Source organism: Bosea sp. ANAM02 (assembly GCF_011764485.1).
Taxonomy (GTDB): domain Bacteria; phylum Pseudomonadota; class Alphaproteobacteria; order Rhizobiales; family Beijerinckiaceae; genus Allobosea.
Window position 1 is genome coordinate 2,621,254 of the sequence record NZ_AP022848.1, and the last position, 22,635, is coordinate 2,643,888.

Annotated in this window: 18 protein-coding genes and 1 pseudogene; 11 read left to right on the forward strand and 8 right to left on the reverse strand. The window is 66.6% G+C overall.

Annotation, left to right across the window (positions count from 1 at the left end):
• Position 1 precedes the first annotated feature (1 nt).
• From phnY to OCUBac02_RS12735, 5 genes are all read left to right on the forward strand, one after another.
• Positions 2 to 1,453: a phosphonoacetaldehyde dehydrogenase gene (gene phnY, locus OCUBac02_RS12715; RefSeq protein WP_173046043.1), complete on the forward strand. Its 1,452-nt coding sequence runs from the start codon at positions 2 to 4 to the stop codon at positions 1,451 to 1,453.
• 106 nt (positions 1,454 to 1,559) lie between these two features.
• Complete coding sequence (locus tag OCUBac02_RS12720; RefSeq protein ID WP_197933266.1) at positions 1,560 to 2,579, forward strand: putative 2-aminoethylphosphonate ABC transporter substrate-binding protein; 1,020 nt, start codon at positions 1,560 to 1,562, stop codon at positions 2,577 to 2,579.
• A gap of 78 nt (positions 2,580 to 2,657) precedes the next feature.
• Positions 2,658 to 3,803: a putative 2-aminoethylphosphonate ABC transporter ATP-binding protein gene (locus tag OCUBac02_RS12725; protein WP_465247782.1), complete on the forward strand. Its 1,146-nt coding sequence runs from the start codon at positions 2,658 to 2,660 to the stop codon at positions 3,801 to 3,803.
• On the forward strand, positions 3,800 to 5,515 hold the full coding sequence (locus tag OCUBac02_RS12730) for a putative 2-aminoethylphosphonate ABC transporter permease subunit (RefSeq protein WP_197933267.1): 1,716 nt from the start codon (positions 3,800 to 3,802) through the stop codon (positions 5,513 to 5,515). Before OCUBac02_RS12725 ends, OCUBac02_RS12730 begins: the two co-directional genes overlap by 4 nt.
• A 10-nt stretch (positions 5,516 to 5,525) precedes the next feature.
• Entirely contained in the window at positions 5,526 to 6,257 is a 732-nt protein-coding gene (locus OCUBac02_RS12735; RefSeq protein WP_173046045.1) for a metallophosphoesterase family protein, read from the forward strand.
• A gap of 185 nt (positions 6,258 to 6,442) precedes the next feature.
• Here OCUBac02_RS12735 and OCUBac02_RS12740 read toward each other — a convergent pair whose 3' ends face one another.
• The gene (locus tag OCUBac02_RS12740; RefSeq protein ID WP_173046047.1) at positions 6,443 to 7,312 is read right to left on the reverse strand and encodes a LysR substrate-binding domain-containing protein; all 870 of its coding nucleotides are present in this window, start codon (positions 7,310 to 7,312) and stop codon (positions 6,443 to 6,445) included.
• A gap of 143 nt (positions 7,313 to 7,455) precedes the next feature.
• Here OCUBac02_RS12740 and pbfA point away from each other — a divergent pair, with 143 nt between their 5' ends.
• Both pbfA and OCUBac02_RS12750 read left to right on the forward strand, forming a co-directional pair.
• A complete protein-coding gene (gene pbfA / locus OCUBac02_RS12745; protein ID WP_173046049.1) occupies positions 7,456 to 8,817 on the forward strand; it encodes a (R)-1-hydroxy-2-aminoethylphosphonate ammonia-lyase in 1,362 nt (453 codons plus the stop codon).
• An 11-nt stretch (positions 8,818 to 8,828) separates the two neighbouring features.
• Entirely contained in the window at positions 8,829 to 9,839 is a 1,011-nt protein-coding gene (locus OCUBac02_RS12750) for a 2-hydroxyacid dehydrogenase (RefSeq protein ID WP_173046051.1), read from the forward strand.
• A gap of 97 nt (positions 9,840 to 9,936) precedes the next feature.
• Here the strand turns inward: OCUBac02_RS12750 and purU are convergent, their stop codons facing one another.
• The 4 genes from purU to OCUBac02_RS12770 form a co-directional block, all read right to left on the reverse strand.
• Positions 9,937 to 10,842: a formyltetrahydrofolate deformylase gene (gene purU, locus OCUBac02_RS12755; protein ID WP_173046053.1), complete on the reverse strand. Its 906-nt coding sequence runs from the start codon at positions 10,840 to 10,842 to the stop codon at positions 9,937 to 9,939.
• 16 nt (positions 10,843 to 10,858) lie between these two features.
• Positions 10,859 to 13,276: a GcvT family protein gene (locus OCUBac02_RS12760; RefSeq protein ID WP_173046055.1), complete on the reverse strand. Its 2,418-nt coding sequence runs from the start codon at positions 13,274 to 13,276 to the stop codon at positions 10,859 to 10,861.
• 74 nt (positions 13,277 to 13,350) lie between these two features.
• A complete protein-coding gene (locus OCUBac02_RS12765) occupies positions 13,351 to 14,121 on the reverse strand; it encodes a DeoR/GlpR family DNA-binding transcription regulator (protein ID WP_173046057.1) in 771 nt (256 codons plus the stop codon).
• A 14-nt stretch (positions 14,122 to 14,135) separates the two neighbouring features.
• A complete protein-coding gene (locus OCUBac02_RS12770) occupies positions 14,136 to 15,596 on the reverse strand; it encodes an NAD-dependent succinate-semialdehyde dehydrogenase (protein WP_173046059.1) in 1,461 nt (486 codons plus the stop codon).
• Positions 15,597 to 15,829: 233 nt separating this feature from the next.
• Between OCUBac02_RS12770 and OCUBac02_RS12775 the strand changes: the two genes are divergently transcribed.
• On the forward strand, positions 15,830 to 17,140 hold the full coding sequence (locus OCUBac02_RS12775) for an amidase family protein (protein WP_173046060.1): 1,311 nt from the start codon (positions 15,830 to 15,832) through the stop codon (positions 17,138 to 17,140).
• 81 nt (positions 17,141 to 17,221) lie between these two features.
• On the opposite strand, the gene OCUBac02_RS12780 is transcribed toward OCUBac02_RS12775, so the two are convergent.
• Entirely contained in the window at positions 17,222 to 17,803 is a 582-nt protein-coding gene (locus OCUBac02_RS12780) for a hypothetical protein (RefSeq protein ID WP_047581025.1), read from the reverse strand.
• Between the two features lie 44 nt (positions 17,804 to 17,847).
• Here OCUBac02_RS12780 and OCUBac02_RS12785 point away from each other — a divergent pair, with 44 nt between their 5' ends.
• A complete protein-coding gene (locus OCUBac02_RS12785; protein ID WP_173046062.1) occupies positions 17,848 to 18,297 on the forward strand; it encodes a hypothetical protein in 450 nt (149 codons plus the stop codon).
• A gap of 127 nt (positions 18,298 to 18,424) precedes the next feature.
• Here the strand turns inward: OCUBac02_RS12785 and OCUBac02_RS12790 are convergent, their stop codons facing one another.
• Both OCUBac02_RS12790 and OCUBac02_RS27625 read right to left on the reverse strand, forming a co-directional pair.
• A complete protein-coding gene (locus tag OCUBac02_RS12790) occupies positions 18,425 to 18,898 on the reverse strand; it encodes a hypothetical protein (RefSeq protein ID WP_244638911.1) in 474 nt (157 codons plus the stop codon).
• 39 nt (positions 18,899 to 18,937) lie between these two features.
• Positions 18,938 to 19,096, reverse strand: a pseudogene (locus OCUBac02_RS27625) (transposase); the annotation flags it as partial.
• 584 nt (positions 19,097 to 19,680) lie between these two features.
• On the opposite strand from OCUBac02_RS27625, the gene OCUBac02_RS12795 reads away from it, so the two are divergent.
• Positions 19,681 to 20,499, forward strand: coding sequence for a hypothetical protein (locus tag OCUBac02_RS12795; RefSeq protein ID WP_173046066.1), 819 nt, complete (start codon positions 19,681 to 19,683; stop codon positions 20,497 to 20,499).
• Positions 20,500 to 20,631: 132 nt separating this feature from the next.
• Entirely contained in the window at positions 20,632 to 22,629 is a 1,998-nt protein-coding gene (locus OCUBac02_RS12800; protein WP_173046068.1) for a hypothetical protein, read from the forward strand.
• Positions 22,630 to 22,635 lie beyond the last annotated feature (6 nt).

Genomic DNA, 22,635 nt, shown 5'->3' on the forward strand with positions numbered 1-22,635 from the left:
GATGAACGCGACGGTGAAGCCGCCGGTGCGGCGCGAGGCGATGCGCATCGCCGGCAAGCTGGTCACGACCGACGACATGGTCGAGGTCCACAATCCCTACGACAACAGCGTCGTCGGCCTGATCCCGGCCGCCCGGCCCGAGCATGTGCGCGAGGCCTTCGCCAAGGCCAAGGCGTTCAAGCCGAAGCTCTCGCGCTACGAGCGCCAGCAGATCCTGCAGAAGACGGCGGAATTGCTGCGCGACCGCAAGGAGCTCTTCGCCAAGCTGATCACGGCGGAAGCCGGCCTGTGCTGGAAGGACTCGCTCTATGAGGCCAGCCGCGCCTATGACGTCTGGTCCTTCGCGGCGCAGCTCACCATCAAGGACGATGGCGAGATGTTCTCCTGCGACATCTCGCCGAACGGCAAGGCACGCAAGATCTTCACGACGCGCCAGCCGCTTCTCGGCGTGATCTCGGCGATCACCCCGTTCAACCACCCGCTCAACATGGTCAGCCACAAGCTGGCCCCGGCGATCGCGACCAATAACCGCCTCGTCCTCAAGCCGACGGAGCTGACGCCGCTGACCGCGCTGGCGCTGGCCGATGTGCTCTACGAGGCCGGGCTGCCGCCGGAGATGCTCTCGGTCGTGACCGGCAACCCCTCGACCATGGGCGATGCGATGATCACCGATCCCGACGCGGATCTGGTGACCTTCACCGGCTCGGTCCGCGTCGGCAAGCACATCGCCGACAAGGCAGGCTACAAGCGGATCGTGCTCGAACTTGGCGGCAACGACCCGCTGATCGTCATGGAGGATGCCGATCTCGACAAGGCGGCCGAGCTCGCCGTCACCGGCGCGACCAAGAACTCTGGCCAGCGCTGCACGGCGGTGAAGCGGATCCTGGTGGTTGAGAGCGTCGCCGACGCCTTCTCCAAGCTCGTCGTCGCGAAGGCGAAGAAGCTGAAATGCGGCGATCCGATGGACCCGGAAACCGATGTCGGCTGCGTCATCAACGCCCGTTCGGCCGCGCTCTTCCAGGCCCGCGTCGACGACGCCGTCACCAAGGGCGCCGAGGTGCTCTACGGCAAGCGGGCGGAAGGGGCTCTGTTCCACCCGACCGTGGTCGACAGGATCCCCTACACCTGCGAGCTGGTGCATGAGGAGACCTTCGGCCCGGTGATCCCGATCATCCGCGTGCCCGACGACATCGCCGAGGTGATCCGGATCTCGAACTCCACCGCCTATGGTCTCTCTTCCGGCATCTGCACCAACCGCTACGATTACATCCAGCGCTTCGTCGCCGATCTGGAAGTCGGCACGGTCAATCTCTGGGAGGTGCCGGGTTACCGGATCGAGATGTCTCCCTTCGGCGGCATCAAGGATTCCGGCCTCGGCTACAAGGAGGGCGTCGTCGAGGCCATGAAATCCTTCACCAACGTCAAGACGTGGTCGATGCCCTGGACCGCGTGAAACAAGAAAAGCCAACGCAGGCGGAGCGATCCGCCTGCGTTTTGTCTGTCAGGGGAAGAAACGTCGAAAGAGCGTTCAAACCGATCACAAAAGAGGGGATGAGAACATGAAGAACTGGCTTGCTTCCTGCGTCATCGGCGCCATGGCGCTCGCGCTTCCGGGCGTCGCCCAGGCGCAGAAGACGAAGGTGACCGTCTACACCGCCCTCGAGAACGACCAGCTCGCGCCATTCAAGGCCTCGATCGAGAAGGCCGTACCGGAAGCTGAAGTCGTCTGGGTCCGCGATTCCACCGGCGTTATCACCGCGCGCTTCCTGGCCGAAAAGGACAATCCCCGTGCCGACATGGTGATGGGTCTGGCGGCGTCGAGCCTGCTGATGTTCGAGAAGGCGGGCCTCCTCGAAACCTACAAGCCCGCCGGCGCCGACGCGCTGAAGCCGGTCTTCCGCGACGGCAAGGAGCCCTATACCTGGACCGGCATGGACGCTTATCTCGGCGTCGTCTGCTACAATACCGCCGAAGCCAAGGGCGTGGCCGTTCCCAGTTCCTGGAAGGACCTCTTGAATCCGGCCTTCAAGGGCAAGATCGTGATGCCGCATCCGGCGTCGTCGGGCACTGGCTACCTGATGGTCGCCGGCTGGCTGCAGAGCATGGGCGAGGCCGAGGGCTGGAAGTTCATGGACGGGCTGCACGAGAATATCGGTGCCTATCTGCATTCCGGCTCGGCGCCCTGCGTCCAGGCTGCGCGCGGCGAGCGCACGATCGGGCTGGCCCTCGACATGCGCGGCGCTTCCGAGAAGACCAAGGGCGCGCCGATCGAGGTCGTGATCCCGAAGGAGGGCGTGGGCTGGGAGATGGAAGCCAGCGCCATCGTCAAGGGCTCCAAGAACCTCGCGCTCGCCAAGAAGATCGCCGACTGGTCCACGACCAAGGGCGCCAACGAGCTCTACTCCAAGACCTATGCGGTCGTCGCCGCGCCCGGCGTCGGCACCAAGCCGGCGAACTACCCCGCCAATGCCGAGGCCGGCATGATCAAGAACGATCTCGGCTGGATGGCCGACAACCGCGACCGCGTGCTCGCCGAATGGTCGAAGCGCTACGAGTCCAAGGCCGCGCCGAAGAACTGAGCCTACGCCATGCCGCCGGCCCGTCAGAGAGGTCGGCGGCATGGTCTGTGCAAGACGCAACGCGACGTCCCGCTGCTGCTGCGGGTCGGGTCTCTGCCCGTTCAGATGAAGGCCGGCACGATGTCCAAGACCACGATGTCCCCAGCGACCCCATTTCTCTCGATCCGCCAGGTCGCCAAGAATTTCGGCGCGTTCCGGGCTCTGCGCGACATCGATCTCGACATCCATCGCGGCGAGTTCGTCTGCTTCCTCGGCCCCTCCGGTTGCGGCAAGACCACGCTGCTGCGCGCGATCGCCGGGCTCGATCTTCAGGATAGCGGTACGATCCATATGGGCGGTCGCGATGTGTCGCATGCCAGCCCGTCCGAGCGGGATTTCGGCATCGTCTTCCAGTCCTATGCACTTTTTCCCAATCTCACCGTGGCCGACAATGTCGGCTATGGGCTGGTCAACCGGCGCCGTTCCCGTGGCGAAATCGCCAATCGCGTGAACGAGCTGCTGACGCTCGTCGGCCTGCCTGACCAGGGCAGGAAATATCCGGTCCAGCTTTCGGGCGGACAGCAGCAGCGCGTGGCATTGGCGCGCGCGCTCGCCACCGCGCCGGAATTGCTCCTGCTCGACGAGCCGCTTTCGGCGCTCGATGCCAAGGTCCGCGTGCGGCTGCGCGACGAGATGCGCGCGCTGCAGCAGCGCCTCGGCGTGACCACGATCATGGTGACGCATGACCAGGAGGAGGCGCTGGCCATGGCCGACCGCATCGTGGTGATGCGTGACGGCGCCGTCGAGCAGGTCGGCTCGCCCGAGGAGATCTACCGCCGCCCGGCGACACCCTTCGTCGCCGATTTCGTCGGGCACATGACCTTCATGGACGCGATCGTGACCGGTCCTGGCAAAGTGCGGGTCGATGAGCTCGACCTCGTCGTCGCCAATGCCGCGCCCTTCGCCGTCGGCACGCCGGTGAGGCTCGCGATGCGCCCCGAGGAAGTCCGCACCCGCAGCATCGGCGATGACACCCCGAACCGGTTCGAGGCCACGATCGGGGAACTGGCCTTCCTCGGCTCCTATTGCCGTGCGGATCTCCAGCCGACCGGCTCGCGCGCGACCCGCATCGCCGCCGATTTCTCGACCAATGCCATGCGCGATCTCGGCATCGTCCCGGGGCAGGTACGCGCCGTCGCCTTTCCGCCCGAGGCCCTGCATGTCTTTGCCGGGGATGGACGATGAGCGATCTCGCGCAGCCCCTGCCGATGACCGACGCTTCCGCGAAAGCCGCGCCGGTCCGGATCAGCGAACGCCATGTCGCCGGCGCGCTTATCCTGGCGCTCTGCGCGGTGCTGGTGCTGATCATCGCGCTGCCGCTCTGGGCTCTGCTCTCCAAGAGCCTGGAGGATACGGACGGGACATTCGTCGGCCTCGCCAATTTCGTCAGCTACGCGACGACGCCCGCGCTGTTCCATTCGCTGCTGAACAGCCTGCTCGTCGCCAGCGCGACCACGGCGATCGTGGTGCCTCTGGCTTTCCTCTACGCCTATGCCTTGCGCCGCAGCTGCATTCCGGCGAAGGGCGCCTTCTATGCCGCGGCGATGATCCCGGTCTTCGCGCCCTCGCTGCTCTCGGGCCTCGCGCTGATCTATCTCTTCGGCAACCAGGGCATCCTGAAATCCTGGATGATGGGCGCGTCGCTCTACGGCCCGGTCGGCATCATCGCGGCGGAGGCGCTCTACAGCTTCCCGCATGCGATGCTGATCCTCGTCACGGCGCTGGCGCTCTCGGACGGACGCCTGCGCGAGGCGGCGGACGCCATGGGCACCTCGCGCTGGCGCATCTTCCACACCATCACCCTGCCGGGCGCACGTTACGGCGTGATCAGCGCGACCTTCGTCGTCTTCACGCTGGTCATCACCGATTTCGGCATCCCCAAGGTGATCGGCGGGCAGTTCAGCGTTCTGGCGACGGATGCTTACCGGCAGGTCGTCGGCCAGCAGAATTTCCCGATGGGCGCCGTCGTCGGCATCATCCTGCTTGTGCCGGCCGTGATCGCCTTCTTCGTCGATCGAATCGTGCAGCGGCGGCAGAGCGCCATGCTCTCGGCCCGCGCCGTGCCTTACATCCCCAGGCCGGATCGCCGCCGCGACCTCGCGCTGCTCGGCTTCGTCAGCCTGATCGCGCTCGCCATGGTCGGCCCCTATGCCGTCGCCTTCTGGGGCTCCTTCGTCAGATACTGGCCCTATAACCTCTCGCTGACGCTCGGCAACTACGACTTCTCCACGGTCGAGCCGGATGGCTGGGGGCCCTATCGCAATTCGCTGCTGCTGGCTTCGCTGACGGCGGTGATCGGCACCGCGCTGATCTTCACCGGAGCCTATCTAATCGAGAAGGTGAAGCTGTTCCCGCGTCTGCGCGCCTTCGCCCAGTTCCTGGCGATGCTGCCGATGGCGGTGCCCGGTCTCGTGCTCGGCCTCGGCTACGTCTTCTTCTACAATGCCGGCTGGAACCCGCTCGGCTTCCTCTATGGGACGCTGGCGATCCTGGTGATCAATACCGTCGCGCATTTCTACACGGTCGGCCATATCACGGCGCTGACCAGCCTGAAGCAGCTCGACGGCGAGTTCGAGTCGGTCTCGGCCTCGCTCAAGGTGCCGTTCTGGTCGACGTTCCGCCGCGTGACGGCGCCGATCTGCCTGCCGGCGATCCTCGACATCGCGGTCTATGTCTTCGTCAACGCGCTGACCACGGTCTCCGCCGTGATCTTCCTCTACGGCGCCGACACCAAGCTCGCCTCGATCGCGATCGTCCATATGGACGAGGCCGGCGCGATGGCCTCGGCCGCCGGCATGGCGAGCGTCATCATGGCGACGGCCATCGCCGTGAAGCTCATCCATGTCGGCCTCGATCATCTGGTCTTCGGCCGCCTGCAGCAATGGCGCCAGCGCTAGGAGACCGCGTATGCGCCTGGGCGTGATCGCCGACATTCATGGCAATCTGCCGGCGCTCGAAGCCGTGCTCGCGAGGCTCGATGCGCTCACGCCGGACCGCATCGTCAATCTCGGCGACTGTGCCTCCGGCCCGCTCTGGCCGGCCGAAGCGGTAGCCTTGCTGCGGTCGCGCGGCATGAGCCATGTCAGGGGCAATCACGACCGGGCGCTGGGTGCGGCCTCGGCCCTGGGACTCGGCGAGTCGGACAGCTACGCCTGGCAGGCGCTCGATCGGGAAGCCCGCGCCTGGCTCGCCGGCCTGCCGGTCGAGATCACCGTGGAAGGCGCGCTCTGCTTTCACGCCACGCCGGACCATGACGAAACCTACCTGATGGAAGAGGTGCATGACGGCCATCTCGTGCCGTCGCCGATCGCGACGATCGAGCAGCGCCTCGCCGGGCGGGCGGCGCCCCTGATGCTTTGCGGGCACAGCCATCTGCCGCGCGCGGCGCGGCTTGCATCGGGCGCGATCGTGCTCAATCCCGGCAGCGTCGGCAATCCGGCTTATCGCGACACGAACCCGGTCCATGTCTCCGAGAGCGGCATGCCGCATGCCCGCTTTGCCGTGGTCACGCTCGGCGCGGAGATCGCGATCGAGCATCACCTCGTTGCCTACGACTGGGCTCAAGCGGCGCGTCGTGCCGAGCAGAATGGGCGCGCCGACTGGGCGCATGCATTGCGGACGGGAAGGGCGCTTCCATAGAACCAACGCGACGCCGAGACACTGTGCCTCCTCGCAGCCCTCATCCTGAGGAGCCGTTCCCGGGGGAACGGCGTCTCGAAGGATGTTCCAGATGTCTTGGAGCCTCCTGGAACATCCTTCGAGACGCAGCCTTCGGCTGCTCCTCAGGATGAGGGCTGTTCCAAAGAGGTGAAGAGAGCTGACTGCTACCCGCGCAGGGACCGCGCCAGCGCGAAGAAGGCCTGGATGGCCTTGCTGTTGCGGCGCTCGTGCAGGCAGATCAGCTTCTCGTGCATCGGGAGCGGCGGCCCGTCGAGCGGGATGCGGGTAAGCCGCGGATCGTCCTCGCCGAACTCCGCCGCCGAGACGAAGCCGATGCCGCCGCCCGCCGTCACGATGGCGCGCACTGCCTCGCGCCCCTCGGCCTCGACCGCGTAGCTCAGCGCAAGGCCTTGTTCCACTGCTTGCTGTTCCAGCAATTGCCGCGTGCGCGAGCCGCGCTCGCGCATGACCAGCGGCCAAGCCGCCAGGTCTTGCAATGAAAGCGCCGGACGCGCCGCCGCCGGATGGCTCCTCGCGGCAAAGGCGATGATCGGCGAGACGTTGAGGGGCAGTACCTCGAAAGGCCGCTCGTCGGCGAGTTCGCCGAGCACGCCGATCTCGGCATCGTAGCCGATCAGCGTCTCGACGATGCTGCCGGTATTGCCCTGCGCGATCGAAACCTGGATGCCGGGATGGCGCGCGCGGAAGGCGGTGAGCACGTCGAGCACGTGATGCACGGAATCGGCGACGATCCGGAGCGTCCCCGTCCGCAGCGAGCGCTCTTCCTGCAGCAGCTCCAGCGCCTCGCTTTCGGCTCCGAACAGGCGATGCGTGACGGCGAGCAGCCTCTGGCCGGCCGGCGTCAGGACGACCTGACGATGGCGGCGGCTGAACAGCGCGACGTCGTATTCCTCCTCCAGCTTGCGGACCTGGTCCGAAATCGCCGGCTGGGTGAGATTGAGCGCGAGCGCCGCCTTCGAGAAGCCGCCGGACAGCGCGACCTGATGGAAGGCGCGGAGCTGGACATGACGCATGGCGAACGAAGCCTCGAAAAGTCGATCCGGAATGATATCGCCGAAATTTATACTTGGATATGAAATAGCGATTTTTCAGATCGATCGGCCGCGGCCATTGTGAGCCTCGACAGCGCCCAGCCGGCGCGAACCGAGGCCCTGCCATGCGCGCCGAAACCGCAGCCATCGTCCATACCGAAGGCGAATCCAATACCTCCGCGGCGCGCAGCGGCTGGTCGGCCGGGATCGGCGACGCCGGAACCCGCGCATTGCTGGCGCGCGACTCCGCCGCCTTCCTGCATCAGAGCCTGTCGAGTCCGTGCCTCACTGCGATCGCCAAAGCGGAGGGTATCTGGATCGAGGACACGATGGGGCGCCGCTACATGGATTTCCATGGCAACAGCGTCCACCATATCGGCTATGGCCATCCGCGCCTGAAGGAGGCGATCAAGGCGCAGATCGACGAGCTCTGCTTCGCGCCGCGCCGCTTCACCTGCGAGCCGGCGGTCGAACTGGCCGAGACGCTCGGGCGGATGGCGCCGGGCGATCTCGGCAAGGTGCTTTTCACCACCGGCGGCTCGGATGCGATCGAGGTGGCGCTCAGGCTCGCCCGCGCCGCGACCGGCCGCTTCAAGACCCTGTCGTTCTGGGACGCGTTCCATGGCGCCGGATTCGGCGCCTCCAGCGTCGGCGGCGAGGCGACCTTCCGTTCAGGCATTGCGGGGCCGCTGTTGCCGGGCGCCGAGCATGTCGCGCCCTGGGGCAGCCGCAACTGCGCCTATGGCCATGACAATCTGGCGGATTCGGCGCGCGCCTGCGCCCGCATGATCTCCTATGTGCTGGCGCGGGAAGGGGATGTCGCGGCGGTCGTCGCCGAGCCGATGCGGGCGACGCCCTATCCGCCGGCGCCCGGCTTCTGGAAGAGCGTGCGCGAGGCCTGCGACCGGCACGGCACGCTGCTGATCTTCGACGAGATCCCGACCGGGCTCGGCAAGACCGGGTGCTTCTTCGCCCATGAGCATGACGAGGTGCAGCCCGATATGGTCGTGCTCGGCAAGGCGCTGGGCGGTGGCATCCTGCCGATTGCGGCCGTGGTGGCGCGGCGCGATCTCGATGTCGCCGGCGGCTATGCGATCGGCCACTACACCCACGAAAAGAACCCGGTCACGACCCGCGCGGCGCTCACGACCATCAACATCATCCGCGAGGAGGGGCTGACGGAGCGCGCCGCCGAACTCGGCGCCTATGCGATGGAGCGTTTGCGGAATTTCGGCGCAAGCTGCCCGGCCGTCGGCGACGTGCGCGGGCGCGGCCTGCTCTTTGGGATCGAGCTGGTCTCCGATCGCGATGCCTGGACACCAGACAATGCCTTGGCCGAGCGGGTCTATTACCGCTGCCTGGAAGGGGGCCTGAGCTTCAAGATCAGCCAGGGCAACGTGCTGACCCTGTCGCCGCCGATGGTGATCGCGCGGGCCGATCTCGAACGCGCGCTCGGCATCGTCGAGCAGGCGATCCTGGCCGGCTGACGGAGGCAATGATGAAGGCTGTCCGCACCGACCGGGAGCTGGAATGCCCGGAGATCGATGCCGGGCTTCGCGCCCGCGGCGTCGAGCTCGTCACGCTTCCCGACGGGATTTCCGAGGAGGCGCTGATGCGGGAGGTCGCCGACGCCGACCTGCTGCTGATGTGCTACACGCCGGTCACCGCGCGGGTGATCGCAGCGTCGCCCAAACTCAGGGGCATCGTCAAATACGGCGTCGGCATCGACGCGATCGACATTCCGGCCGCGATTGCGCGCGGCATCCCCGTCGTCAACGTGCCCGAATATGCCGAGGAGACGGTCGCCGAGGGCGCCTTCGCCCTGATGATAGCGCTCGCCAAGCGCCTGCCGGAGATCGGCCACACCATGGGTCGCGAGGGCTGGATTTGGCCGGCTCAGCGCTGGCTCGGCCGTGACATCGCCGGCGCGACGCTGGGCTTGGTCGGCACCGGCAAGATCGGGCGCAGCATGGCGCGGATGGCAGGGCAGGGGTTCCGCGCACGGGTCCTCGGCAACGATCCGCATGTCGATGCCGCGACCATGGCGGCGGCCGGAATCGAGAAGGTCGATGACCTCCACGCCATGCTTGGGCAATGCGATCTGATCTCGCTGCACAGCGTCCTGAACGAGGCGACCCGTCACATCATCGGCCGGGCCGAACTCGCCTGCCTCAAACCGGACGCGATCCTCGTCAACGTCTCGCGCGGTGCGCTGATCGACGAGGCGGCGCTGGTCGAGGCCGTGCTGGCGGGGAGGCTCGGAGGCGTCGGGCTCGACGTCTACAGCCAGGAGCCGCTCGCCCGTTACGGGCATCCGCTCAGCCCGCTCTTCGGCCGCGACGACGTGATCCTGTTTCCGCACCTGACCTTCTTCACGGTCGAGGCGATGCGGCGCCTCTCCGACGACACGCTGGCGCGCTGCTTCGAGATCCTAGACGGCAAGCCGGTCCAGATCCGCTCGCATGATCCGCGCCTGCGGGCGCAGACGCGGAACGTTATTTTCGCCTGAGGGCCGGGGATGTTCGGAGAGAACCTCGCCGTCATTCCGGGCTCAGGCCTTCGGCCTGCCCCAGAATGACGGAACGGGTCCGTTTAGCGGTCAGGTCTTACCGGAAGATCACCGTCCGGCGGCCGGCCAGCATCACGCGGCGCTCGATATGCAGCCGGAGCGCCCGCGCCAGTACCACCGCCTCGATATCGCGCCCGGCGCTGACCAGGTCGTCCGGCGCCAGCGAGTGATCGGCGCGGCCGACATCCTGATCGATGATCGGGCCTTCGTCGAGATCGGGCGTGACGTAATGCGCGGTCGCGCCGATCAGCTTCACGCCGCGATCATAGGCCTGATGATAGGGCTTGGCGCCCTTGAAGCTCGGCAGGAAGGAGTGGTGAATATTGATCGCCCGCCCGTCCAGCGCCCGGCAGAGGTCGTTCGATAGAACCTGCATGTACCGGGCGAGCACGACCAGCGAGGAATTGGTCTCGGCGACGATCTCGAGCAGGCGCGCCTCCTGCTCGGCCTTGGTCGCGGGCGTCACCGGCAGGTGGTGGAACGGGATGCCGTAACTCTTGGCCAGCGCCTCGAAATCACGGTGATTGGAGACGATGGCCGGGATTTCGATGTTGAGATTGCCGGTCGCCTGCCGGAACAGCAGGTCGTTCAGGCAATGGCCGAAGCGCGAAACCATCAGCAGGACGCGCGCCGGCGCGGCGGCGTCGATCGCGTCCCAGTCCATGCGGAAGGTGCCGGCGACGCCATCGAACTCGCGCTTGAACGCGGCTTCGTCGAAGCGCTCGCCGGCCGCGAAGGCGACGCGCATGAAGAAGCGGCCGTCGCGCGGATCGCTGAATTGCGCGCTTTCCAGGATGTTGCAGCCATGGCGGTAGAGCACGCCACTGACGGCATGGACGATGCCCGGCCGGTCCTCGCAGGACAAGGTCAGGATGCGGTCGGGCTTCTGCACCCTGAAGTCCCGCCCGAGGGCGGGGGCATGCGCGGAATGGGCCTCGGTCATGGTCTCGTCGTCTTGCTCATGCCTTGCGGTCGAGCGGCGCCGCGAGGCTCGCGCTGACCGGAACTGTGGTGCCGGCGAGGTCGATAGACCAGCTCCTGGCATCGAGCCAGGCCTGATCGATCGGCTGGTCGCCCGAAGCCCAGCCCAGCGCCACGATGCCGTCGAGGCTCGCACCGAAGGCCGCCGAGGTGATTTCGCCGACCGGCTTGCCATCCGCCAGGATCGCTTCGCCGCCCCAGGCCATTTGCCCGTTCGGGCGCGGCCCGACAAGAGCGATCAGGCGTTTGGTGCGCGGCGCCGCTTTGGCGGCGACCAGCGCCTCGCGGCCGAGGAACTCGCCCTTGCCGAGCTTCACCGCGAAGCCGAGCCCGGCCTCGTAAGGATTGACGTCCGGCGTCAGTTCGCGGCCCCAGGCGCGAAAACCCTTCTCGATGCGCAGCGAGTCGACGGCGTAGTAGCCGGCATCCACCAGCCCGAGATCGGCCCCGGCCTCGTGCAGCGCGTCATAGATCGCCGCGGTGAACTCGACGGGCGCATAGAGCTCGAAGCCGTCGCCGAGATAGGAGCGGCGGCAGGCCCAGGTCGTGGCATAGCCGATCGTGACCTTGCGGATCGCATTGGTCGGGAAATCGGCGAAGTCGAAGGAGGTCGGCGAGAGGCGGGCCAGAATCTCGGGGACCTTCGGCCCGGCGAGCGAGAGCACCGCATAGGAAGCGGTTACGTCCGTTAGCATCACGCCTTCGGGCAACTGGCGTCTGATCCAGTGCGCATCGCGCGTCGCCTGTGCCGTGCCGGTGAGCAGGAGATAGGTATCGGGCGCGATCCGGGCGGCAGTGAGATCGCTTTCGAAGGTGCCGCGCGCATTGAGCAGCGCGGTGTAGACGGAGGTGCCGACGGGCACGGCGACGTCGTTGGCGGCGAGGCGCTGCAGGGCGGCTTCGGCCTGCGGGCCCTGCAGCAGGAACTTGGCGAAGCTCGACATGTCGACGAGCCCGGCCGCCTCGCGGCAGGCGCGATGCTCGACTGCTACCGTTTCGAACCAGTTCTGCGGGCCGAAGGAATAGCCGATCGTGCGCTCGTCTTCGGTCCGGGCGAAATAGTTCGCGCGTTCCCAGCCCATCTTCGAGCCGAAGACGGCGCCCTTGGCCGCCAGCCGGTCATAAAGCGGCGAGCGCCGGAAGGGCCGGGCGGTATCGAGCTCGCGGTTCGGCCAGGGCATGGCGTAATGCAGCCCTAGCGTTTCCTTGATGCGGTCCTTCAGCCAGGCCGGGTTGTTGTTGAAATCGGCGAAGCGGCGGATATCGACCGGCCAGAGGTCGCTCGTCGCCTCGCCCGCGACGACCCATTCGGCCAGCGCCCGGCCGGCGCCGCCGGCGGATGCGATGCCCATCGAGTTGAAGCCGGCGCCGACATAGACGCCGGCCACCTCCGGCGCCTCGCCGAGCAGGAAGTTGTTGTCCGGTGTGAAGCTCTCGGGGCCGTTGAGGAAGGTCTTGATCTCGGCGGTTTCCAGCGCCGGCACGCGCTGGAGCGCGTTCTCCATCAGGATGCCGAACTGGTCCCAGTCGTCTGGCAGGAGCTGGAACTCGAACGGGTAGGGGATGCCGTCCATGCCCCAGGGCTTGGCGTCCGGCTCGAACCCGCCCATGACGAGCCCGCCGACCTCCTCCTTGAAATAGATATAGCCGTCGGGATCGCGCATCACCGGCAGGTCGGGAGAGACGCCGGCGATCTTGCCGGTGACGATATACATATGCTCGGCCGAATGCAGCGGCACCGAGACGCCGCACATCTGGCCGATGGTGCGCGACCACTGCCCGGCGCAGATCACCAGAACCTCGCATTCGACCCGGCCCTGATCGGTCTGCACCGCCTTGACCCGGCCCTTATCCGTCTCGATGCCGGTGACGCGGATGCCTTCGCGCACCGTCGCGCCGCCGCTGCGGGCGCCGCGCGCCAGCGCCTGCGTGATGTCGGAGGGGTTGGCCTTGCCGTCGCCGGGCAGCCAGACGCCGCCGACCAGATCGTCCGCGCGCATCACCGGCCATTTATCGCCGGCCTCCTGCGGGCTCAGCTCCTCGATTTCGACGCCCTGCGCGCGCGCTGCCGAGATCGTTCGGCGGAGCTGCGTCATGCGCTCCTCGGTGCGCGCGACCGAGACCGAGCCGCAGCGCTTCCAGCCCGTCGCCAAGCCGGTTTCGTTCTCCAGCGAAGCGTAGAGCTCTGTCGAGTAGCGGATCAGGCGCGTCATGCTGGACTGGCTGCGGAGCTGTCCGACGAGGCCGGCCGCATGCCAGGTCGTGCCGGAGGAGAGGCGCCCCTGTTCCAGCAGCAGCACGTCGCGCCAGCCGAGCTTGGTCAGGTGATAGGCGACCGAGCAGCCGATGATGCCGCCGCCGATGATGACGACACGGGATTGGGTGGGGATGGACATGAGCGCCTCCGCGATGGAAGGCAGCTTAGCGTGGCTAAATCGTAAAACAACAAAAAACCACAAAATCGGGCAAATTATCCGATGTGAATCCGAACCCCTTGTTCGGCCAGTTTCGCCGCGAGCGCAGCGGGCGGAGCCTGATCGACCAGAAGCCCGGCGCAAGGCTTGTCGCCGCCGATGCGGCTGGGCAGGACGAGCCCGAACTTGCTGCTGTCGGCCATGAGGAAGCCTTGCTCCGCCGCATTCAGCAGGGCGGTCCGGGTCGCGGCGCCGGCGCGGGTATAATCGGTGAGGTGCCCGTCCGGATCGACGCCGCCGACGCTGACGAAGGCGAAATCGGCGGAGAGCCGCGCGATTGCCCTGAGCGTCTGCGGGCCGGTGGTCGCGTCCTCGTTGCGATCGAACTCGCCGCCGATCAGGAAGACGCGGGCGCCACCCAACCGGCTGACGAGCCGGGCATTCTCCAAAGAAGTGGTATGCACGATCAGGCGCTTGCGGTCGGACCGGGCCAAGGCACGGGCCAGCGCCTCGGTCGTCGTGCCGGAATCGAGCAGGACCGTCATGCCGTCGCCGATCAGCGAGACCGCGAGAGCGGCGATCGTCTCCTTACCGGTGCGGTTCACGGTGCGGCGGCTGGCGAAGGAGGCTTCCGAGCGCTCGTTGCGGATCGCGCCGCCATGGACGATGGAGAGCAGGCTCCCGGCCGACAGCGCCTTGAGATCGCGCCTGATCGTCTCGCGCGAGACGTCGAGCGCCTGCGCCAGCTCCTCCACCGTGACGGAGCCCGTCTCGTCGAGCTGCGCCAGGATGGCATTGTGCCGCCGCGCTGCGATGTCGCGTGTCATGGCGGCGGGACCGGCTAGGCCGTGGCCCCGATCCCGCCGATGCAGGTGTATTTCACGTCGAGATAATCCTGCAGGCCGTATTTCGAGCCCTCGGAGCCAAGGCCGGATTCCTTGACGCCGCCGAAGGGTGCGACCTCGGTGGTCACCAGCCCCTCGTTCACGCCGACGATGCCGTATTGCAGCGCTTCCGAGACCCGGAAGGTGCGGCCGAGATCGCGCGTGTAGAAATAGCAGGCGAGCCCGTATTCGGTGTCGTTGGCGAGGCGCAGCGCCTCTTCCTCGGTCTCGAAGCGGAAGACCGGGGCGACAGGGCCGAAGATCTCCTCGCGCGCGAACTGCATGGCGCCGGTCGCCCCCGCGATCACGGTCGGCTCGTAGAAGCTGAGGCCCAGCTCGGAACGCTTGCCGCCGGTCGCGACAGTGCCGCCCTTGGCCCTGGCGTCTGCCACCATCTCCTCGACCTTGGCGAGCGCCTTCTCGTCGATCAGCGGGCCTTGCGTCACGCCGGCCTCCAGGCCCGAGCCGAGCTTGAGCTTGCGGGTCGCGGCCGCGAGCTTTTCGACGAAAGCGTCGTAGATGCCGGCCTGCGCATAGAAGCGGTTGGTGCAGACGCAGGTCTGGCCGGAATTGCGGAACTTGGCCGCGATCGCGCCTTCGACCGCGCGGTCGAGATCGGCATCGTCGAAGACGATGAAGGGCGCGTTGCCGCCGAGCTCCATCGAGACCTTCTTGACCGTCTCGGCTGCCTGCTTGAGCAGCACCTTGCCGACCGGGGTCGAGCCGGTGAAGGTGATCTTGCGCACGAGGGGATTGCCGGTGAGCTCGCCGCCGACGGTGCGAGCATCACCGGTCACGACATTGACGACGCCGGCCGGGATGCCCGCCTTCTCGGCGAGGATGCCCCAGGCAAGGGCCGAATAGGGCGTCTGCGAGGCGGGCTTGGCGACGACGGTGCAGCCGGCGGCCAAAGCCGGGCCGATCTTGCGGGCCAGCATCGAGGAGGGGAAGTTCCAGGGCGTGATCGCGCCGACCACGCCGAGCGGCTGCTTGGTCACGATGATGCGCCGGTCGGCCCAGGGCGAGGGGATGACGTCGCCATAGACGCGCCGTGCCTCCTCGGCGAACCAGAGCACATAGGCCGCGCTCATGCCGACCTCGCCCCTGGCCTCGGCCAGCGGCTTGCCCTGCTCGCGGGTCAGGAGCTCGGCGAGCGCGTCCTGGTTGGCGAGGATTTCGTCGGCGAGCCTGCGCAGCAGCACGGCGCGCTCCTGCGCGGTCTTGGCGGCCCAGCCCGGGAAGGCGGCATGCGCGGCCTCGATCGCGGCGCGCGTCTCCTCGACCCCGGCCGAGGGAACCGTGCCGATGGACTTGCCGGTCGCCGGATCGGTGACGTCGATCGTCCCGCCCGACGCCTTGTCCAGCCAGCGCCCGCCGACGAGGATCGCGTCGCGCTTGAAATCGCTCCACTGGGACATGGTTCAGCCTTTCGGAAATGCGGGAGGCACGGCTGCGTGCCTTGCCGCAAGACACGCCAAAGTCGCGAGGTTCCGCCTGTGGAATCTCGCGGATCAGTTCTAGCTGCCGATCGACGCAATGTGAACAAGAGCCATTTACGGCGCGGTTGCAGCAGATACGCTCGCACCGATTCCGCCCGGTGCTGATCGCAGGTTCTTGATCGTCGGCGTCGTGGCTCGAGAAAGGTGTTCCGATGACCGAAAGCTCCCGCCCCTCCGCCGCGGCGCGCCTCGACCAGGCGCTTGCCCTGATCCGCGCCCCCGGGCTTGAAGGCGGGAGGGTCTTCACGGCGCTCTATGAAGCGTCGGCGCGGCGCGAGGCCGATGCATCGGACGACCGTATCAAGGCCGGCAAGCCGCTGGGGCCGCTGGACGGGAGGATCGTCTCGATCAAGGACCTGTTCGACGTCGCGGGCGAGACCACGCGTGCCGGCGCGGCCGTCCTGCGCCGCCAGCCGCCGGCGAAGGCCGATGCGCCGATCGTCCAGCGTCTGCGCGCCGCCGGTGCCGTCATCGTCGGCAAGACGCAGATGACGGAATTCGCCTTCTCGGCGCTCGGCACCAATTCGCATGATCCGGTCGCCGGCAATCCGCATGATCGCAGCCGCGCGCCGGGTGGCTCGTCCTCGGGCGCCGTCGTCTCGGTGGTCGACGGCATGGCGGAGATCGCGATCGGCAGCGACACCGGCGGCTCGATCCGCATCCCCGCGGCCCTCACCGGCGCGGTGGGCTTCAAGCCGACCTCCGGCCGTGTTCCGACGACCGGCGCCTTCTCGCTCTCCAGCACGCTCGATACGGTCGGTCCGATCGCCCGTAGCGTCGCCGATTGCGCCCTGACCGACGCCGTTCTGGCGGGAGAGGCGCCGGCACCGCTGGCGTCCCGGCCTCAGGCCCGCTTCGTGGTCGCGCGCGGGCGCCTGTTCGATGCGATGGAGAGCGAGGTCGCCGAGGCTTTCGAGGCCGGGCTGGAGCGGCTGCGCCGCGCCGGGCTCGCGGTTGAGGACGGCTCGCTCGACGCGAGCCTCGATGCCCTGGCGGCGCTCGACGGGATCGGCGGTTTTCCGTCGATCGAGCTTGGCGCGACCCTGCGCGATCTCGGCGTCACCAGCCTCGAAGAGGTCGACCCCAAGACGCGCGCCCGCATCGAACTCGGGGCCGGCATCCTCGGCGTCGACTATGTCCGCATGCAGCGCCGGCGCGCCGCGGCGGTCGCGGTCTTCGAAGCTGCGATGACCGACGATACCGTCTATCTCCTGCCGACCACCCCGATCCGGGCGCCGCTCCTCGCATCGGTCGCGGACGATGCCGGCTTCCACCATGCCAATGGCCTTGTGCTGCGCAATCCGCGTGTCGGCAACCTGCTCGACACGCCGTCGTTGTCGCTGCCATTGCCGGTCCCGGCCGGCGCTTTGCCGGTCGGGATGATGCTCATCGGCCGGCGCGGCGCCGACCATGCGCTGCTCGCGATGGCCGCGAGCGTCGAGGCGGCGCTCGCCAGTACGTGAGGGTTGAACGGGGGAGGTCGGATATCCGGCCTCTCCGGTTCCGCTGGAATGACGTCCCGACCGCCGTACGGATTCCGCGACCTATTTCTCCGGGCTGGTCATTGCCGCTTCCAGGACTGGCATCAGGTCCCAGATCCGCCGGTTCAGCGCGTGCAGGTCCTGAATCATGCGGGCGATCTCCTCCAGCCGATCGTCGTCGACGGGTTTGCGCAGGCCGAAGCGCAGGTTGCCGCGGCTCTCCTCGACCTTCATGTGCTGTGTATGGGTGATCTCGCCCTCGGCATCGATAACGAAGGTCGCGTGGCTGAGATCGTTGCGCAGCCGCGTCGCGGCCGAGAAGCGCTCGACGATGTCGTTGAGCTCGCCGCGCACCGCCTTTTCGAGCGGCGCGATCTTGGCGAGGCGCTGAACCAGGTCGAGCCGCGCGCGCGTCGTGTTCAGCGTGGCGAAGACGATGGCGGCCGCCCGCTCGTCCGTGCGCAGCAGCAGCATCAGCAGGTAGATGAACAGGCTCTCGTCGTTCGACCATGCAAGATTCAGGTCGCCTGCCAGGGTCATGAAGGTTAGCCTGCGCGGAGAGGAGCGCCGCGTGGAGACGAGGCCCAGCGCGTCGAAATCCGGGCGGGGCGGCAGGACCGATGATCCCTTGGCGGGCCTGCGCATGGGCACCCCCTTCAGGGCGAGGTTTCGGAGCAGGCAGAGACGCCATGTTCGAGCTGCTCAAGATCCGCAGGGCACGGAGGCTGGCTCAGGCCACCCTCGATCCGTTTCTGCGCGAAGTGCCGGGCGGCGACGGACTGCAGGCGGGCGACTGGCTTCATCCGCAGATCATCGGCTTCCTCGCGACACTTGTCACCCTGGTCGCGCAACGCGCCTGCGGGCCGATGCGCAGCCATGCGCTCGCGGCGGTGCAGGCGGATGTCCTGAATGGGGTGACCGGGATCGGCCCTGAGCTGATCGGCGAGGAAATCTGCCTGTGGAGCAGCCGTGACGATCCGGCTTTCGCTGCCGGCGTCGGCGGCGCTGCCGCATTCCTGGAGGCGATGTCGGGCCAGGCCGGCGACCCGGATGGCGGCGCGGCGGCGGACCCGGTGCTCGTCTCGCTCTGGGACGAGCATGTCGGCCATCTGCTCGCGCGTGCTCGGGACAGGCCCTGACGGGGTCACGACCGAAACGGGTATCGGGAATTCGGCGAAGCAAGAGCATGGACGCATGGTTCGAGCCTTGGCGAAGCGTTGGAGCGCGCTGGTGACCGGATGGGCGAGAGAGCGCCGTAGTCTTGCGTCAGCGCCCGCCGCAGCCTCCCATCTGCCGCTTCGGCCCCTCGAACAGGCTGAGCTCGAGCTGCTGGCCTTCGGCGTTCGCGCCGCCCGCCGCGCGCGGGGAAGATGTGGATGACAGCAAATGGTGCAGGGCATGGAAGAACGCCACATCGCTGCAAGGTGAGGACAGATTGTCGAGAGCCTCCAGAAAGCGCTCGTAGCGCGCCCGGCACGTCGCTTGCCCAGGCAGAGACGGCGATGTCTCCTCCTGCGGCGCTGTCAGATCCAGCGGCGGCCAGGTCTTCGCCTGCAGCGTCTCGGCGGGCTCGTCCGCCGTGTCGAGCCTTGCCGCGACCTTGCCTTTGAGCGTCCATGCCGCGCGGGAGGAAATGCCGAGGATCTGCCCGAGTTTCTGGGAGCTCAGGCGCTGCCGGCTCGATACGAGAAGATAGATCCCCTGCAGCCAGACATGCAGCGGAACATGACTGTTCTGCAAGAGCGTGCCGTGCCTCACCGTGAAGGGCTTGCGGCAGGCATAGCATTTCCAGGTGCCGACCGAACTGCTTGAACCGCTCAGCCGGCCGAGACGGGAGCTTTCCCCGCAATGGGGACAAACCGGCCCATCACGCCAGATCAGCGTTTCCAGCGAGCGGAAGGCCGCTCTTTCGTCATGCAGGCGGACGGTACACGGCATAGCCAGTCTCCGGCGCTCAGCAGCGGGGTAACCCTGGGTCGATAAAAGTCAATAAAGTGTTAACGCAGGGTAAATTTTCTTCATGTTGACGCATCGGGTGCGTCGTGGCTGTTTATAGCAACAGGTTGCGCTCTTGGGAACAAAAAGATCACCCAAGGTAGCAACAGGTTAAAAATCCTTAATGGCTGCCTTTGGGCAGTGAAGTATGGCGGGATCGTTGCCGGTCTCGAAGGAGTATTGTTGCGATTATTGTTGTCAACGCGAAGAGTTGACCAAGGATAGCGCGACATATCTACAGTTTCGACATTCGTTCCGTTCGCTGGCTTTGGAACAAGAACATAATGCCAGGGCTCGGCCGGAACAGATGTTCCACTGAGAGCAATGGGAGGAAGGCCAATGATTTAGTCAGCTTCGCTCCGGGCCAGCCTCGGAGCGTGGAGGGGGCCTCGCCGCATCGGCGCTGCCAGACTCCGAAAATCAATGCGTTTTCATTCAATCGACGTCGTTCATGACGGTACGCGCAGCGCAGAAGAGAGGCGCGGAACCGGCAAGCAGCGATGTCTCCTGAGCAACAGGAGCGTATCATGGGTCATCCTCAGCAGCAGCCTCAGCACAACAACGGCAACCAGGCTCAGGGCCAGCTTCAGGGTCAGGCCGAACTCCAGGCCCAGTTGCAGGGTCAAGGCCAGGGTCAGGGTCAGGGTCAGTCCCAGGGCCAGTCGCAATATGCCGGCCAGTACGCCGGGCAGGCCGTCGAGACCGACGTCTGGAACGCCAATGGCAACCTGAACGGTAACGGCAACCTGAACGGCAACGGCAATCTCAATGCCAATGGCAACGTCAACTACAACGAGATCGGCAACGAGATCGACAATCACGTCAATACCTGTGTCGACGTGAATGTGAAGGTCGATGTCGATGCGGCCAGCGAGCCGCCGGCCCCCGCCGGCCCGATCGATCCTGACACGATCGACATCGAGACGATCAGCCAGATCAGCAACTCGATCATCATGCCCGACGTCGTCTATCAGTCGGTCTCGACGGGCAACGCGTTCAATCTCGACCAGGTCAACAACCTGACCGATAATGATGTTCTGTCCAGCCCGAGCGTGAGCTACAGTGCGGGCGGCCTGTCGGATGCGTGCTGCTGGGATCCCTGCGGCTCCGATCCGAATTCGGTCGGCGACTTCACGATGACTGCCGGCGCGACGGGTGGCAACGCGACCGCCAGCATCGGCTCGCTCAGCGGCGATGACGGCGACTTCGGTGGCGCTGCTGCGGCCACGGCTTCCGCCAGCGTCAACCAGGAAGCCTTCACCCAGTCGATCGTCCAGGGTGCGAACATCCAGTTCAACTCGGTCGATGTGACGATGGTCGCCGGGGACGCGTACGACTCCCTGTAAGACCTGGCCAGACAAGCGGACCGCGCGGGCTCCCCCCGCGCGGTCTTCGCTCTGGCATTCCGTTTCTCATGCGCGACATGCGTATGGACTTCTCCCGCCCGGCGCGAGCCGGACGCAGCGGAGGATCGTGCCATGCAAGCTGGCGGCATTACCGAGACCATCTGGCATTTCATCGGCTATCTGCATCTCGCTGACACTGTGGCGCGCGCGCCCGTCTTCTATGATGGCGATCCGCCTCCGGCGCTCCCGCTCGACGCGCCCGATTTTATGCGCGAGCCGCTTCGAGGCCTTGCTTTCGACGAGCTGGTCTCGCTTCCGACTGCCAGCCCGCAGCCGCTGGCGGCCCATCCGCAGTCGAGCCTGGGCCAGGCCTTGTCGCCGGCCGGGTTCGGTCTTCCGGGCCGGGCCTTGCCGTCCCTGCCGCCGCCGCTGAAGCCCGTCCCGTTTCAAGTCGAAGAGCATGGCATCGGCCTGCGCGCGCCGTCGCGTGTGATCTCGGTCGAATACAAGGACGGCGGCGTCGAGAACCTGATTCAGATCCGCCAGGCCAATGTCGCGAGCGACCGCGATCTGATCACCTCGGACGATATCCGCTATGCCGATGGCAGCGTCGTGGTTCCCGAGGAATGGCAGCTTGCCGATCGCTTCGCCGCGCTGATCGGCGAAGCGAACGATGTCGTGCCGGATGGCATTCCCGATATGACTACGGCCCTCCAGTTCGGGACCGAGAGCGTCGTCGCGATGGTTTCCGGCCGCGACGCGGCCTGGGCCGAAACCGGCAGCCCCTATCCTGACGGCCGCGCGACGGGCACGGCGCCGGAAGGGCGCATCGTCGACGGTGTCGCCAACGCTCCCGACCCTTACGCGCCGACATCGCTCGACATCGCGCCGTGGCGGCCGCAGGAGACGCCCGACGATGCGCCGGTCGAGCACGCGGTGGAGGCGAAGCTCGATCTCGCCGCTCCGACGGGAGGCGTCGCGACGATCGCCGAAACCGGCCTGAATGCACAGGTGAATGCCGCAGTCATCGTCGACGCCAACGAGGCCGTCGGCTCGATGATGGTCGGCGGTGACTATTTCTACAGCCGCGGCATCGTCCAGGTGAACATCCTGGTCGACAACGACCATGTCGACATCGCCGTCGCCGGCGATCTTTCGCCGCTCGCGAAGACCGCAGGCAACGAGGTCCACAACATCGCCGAGTTCATCACGCATGAATCGACGATCTCTGTGCGCGGCGCCACGGGCACACCACACTGGGTCGTCGACGTGATGTCCGGGGACTTCTACGACGTGAAGTCGATCGTCCAGTTCAACGGGCTCGACGACAACGACCGGACGGTGCAGGCAGAGGGCGGAACCTATTTCAACCTTGGGACGGGTTCGAACCTGCAGATCAACCTGGCCAAGGTCTTCGGGGTCGACAGTTACGACATCATCATCATCGGCGGAAACTATCACCGGGCGGACTGGATCTACCAGTACAACATCATGCTCGACCCCGATTCCGCCAAGCTCTTCAGCACCGGCGGCGACGGCAGCGAGACGACGGTCACGACCGGTCTCAACAGCCTGACCAACAAGGCCACCATCGAAACCTACGATGCGCCGGCCTTCAAGCCGATGCTCGGTGCCCATCACGACCTGATGGACCTGCTGGCGGATGGCGCGACCATCCTCATTCCCGATGCCGACTGGCAGCTCTACGGCAGCGCCTCGGGCACGCTGAATATCCTTTACGTTTCCGGCGACTATTACGACGTCAACGTCATCACGCAGGTGAACTTCCTGATCGATGGCGACCAGAGCATCCAGGCCAGTGCCAAAGAAGGCACCGAGCAGGGCGTCGCGGCCGGCGGCAACAGCGCGCTCAACGAAGCGGTCATCGTCGATCCCGGTCTCCTCTCGACCTCCAACTATCTCGGCGGCGACGCTTACGAAGAGGCCGTGCTGATCCAGACCAACATCGTCACCGACAGCGACACCGTCACGATCCATGACACGACCACGCTGGTGCCGGAGCTCGTCGCCTTCGCCCAGAACGCCGCACAGGAGCCGGAGCCGGATTGCCCGCCCGTGCAGACCGTCGATCCCCAGCAGGATCACCTGACGTCGAGCATCATGGTTTGAAGCGCA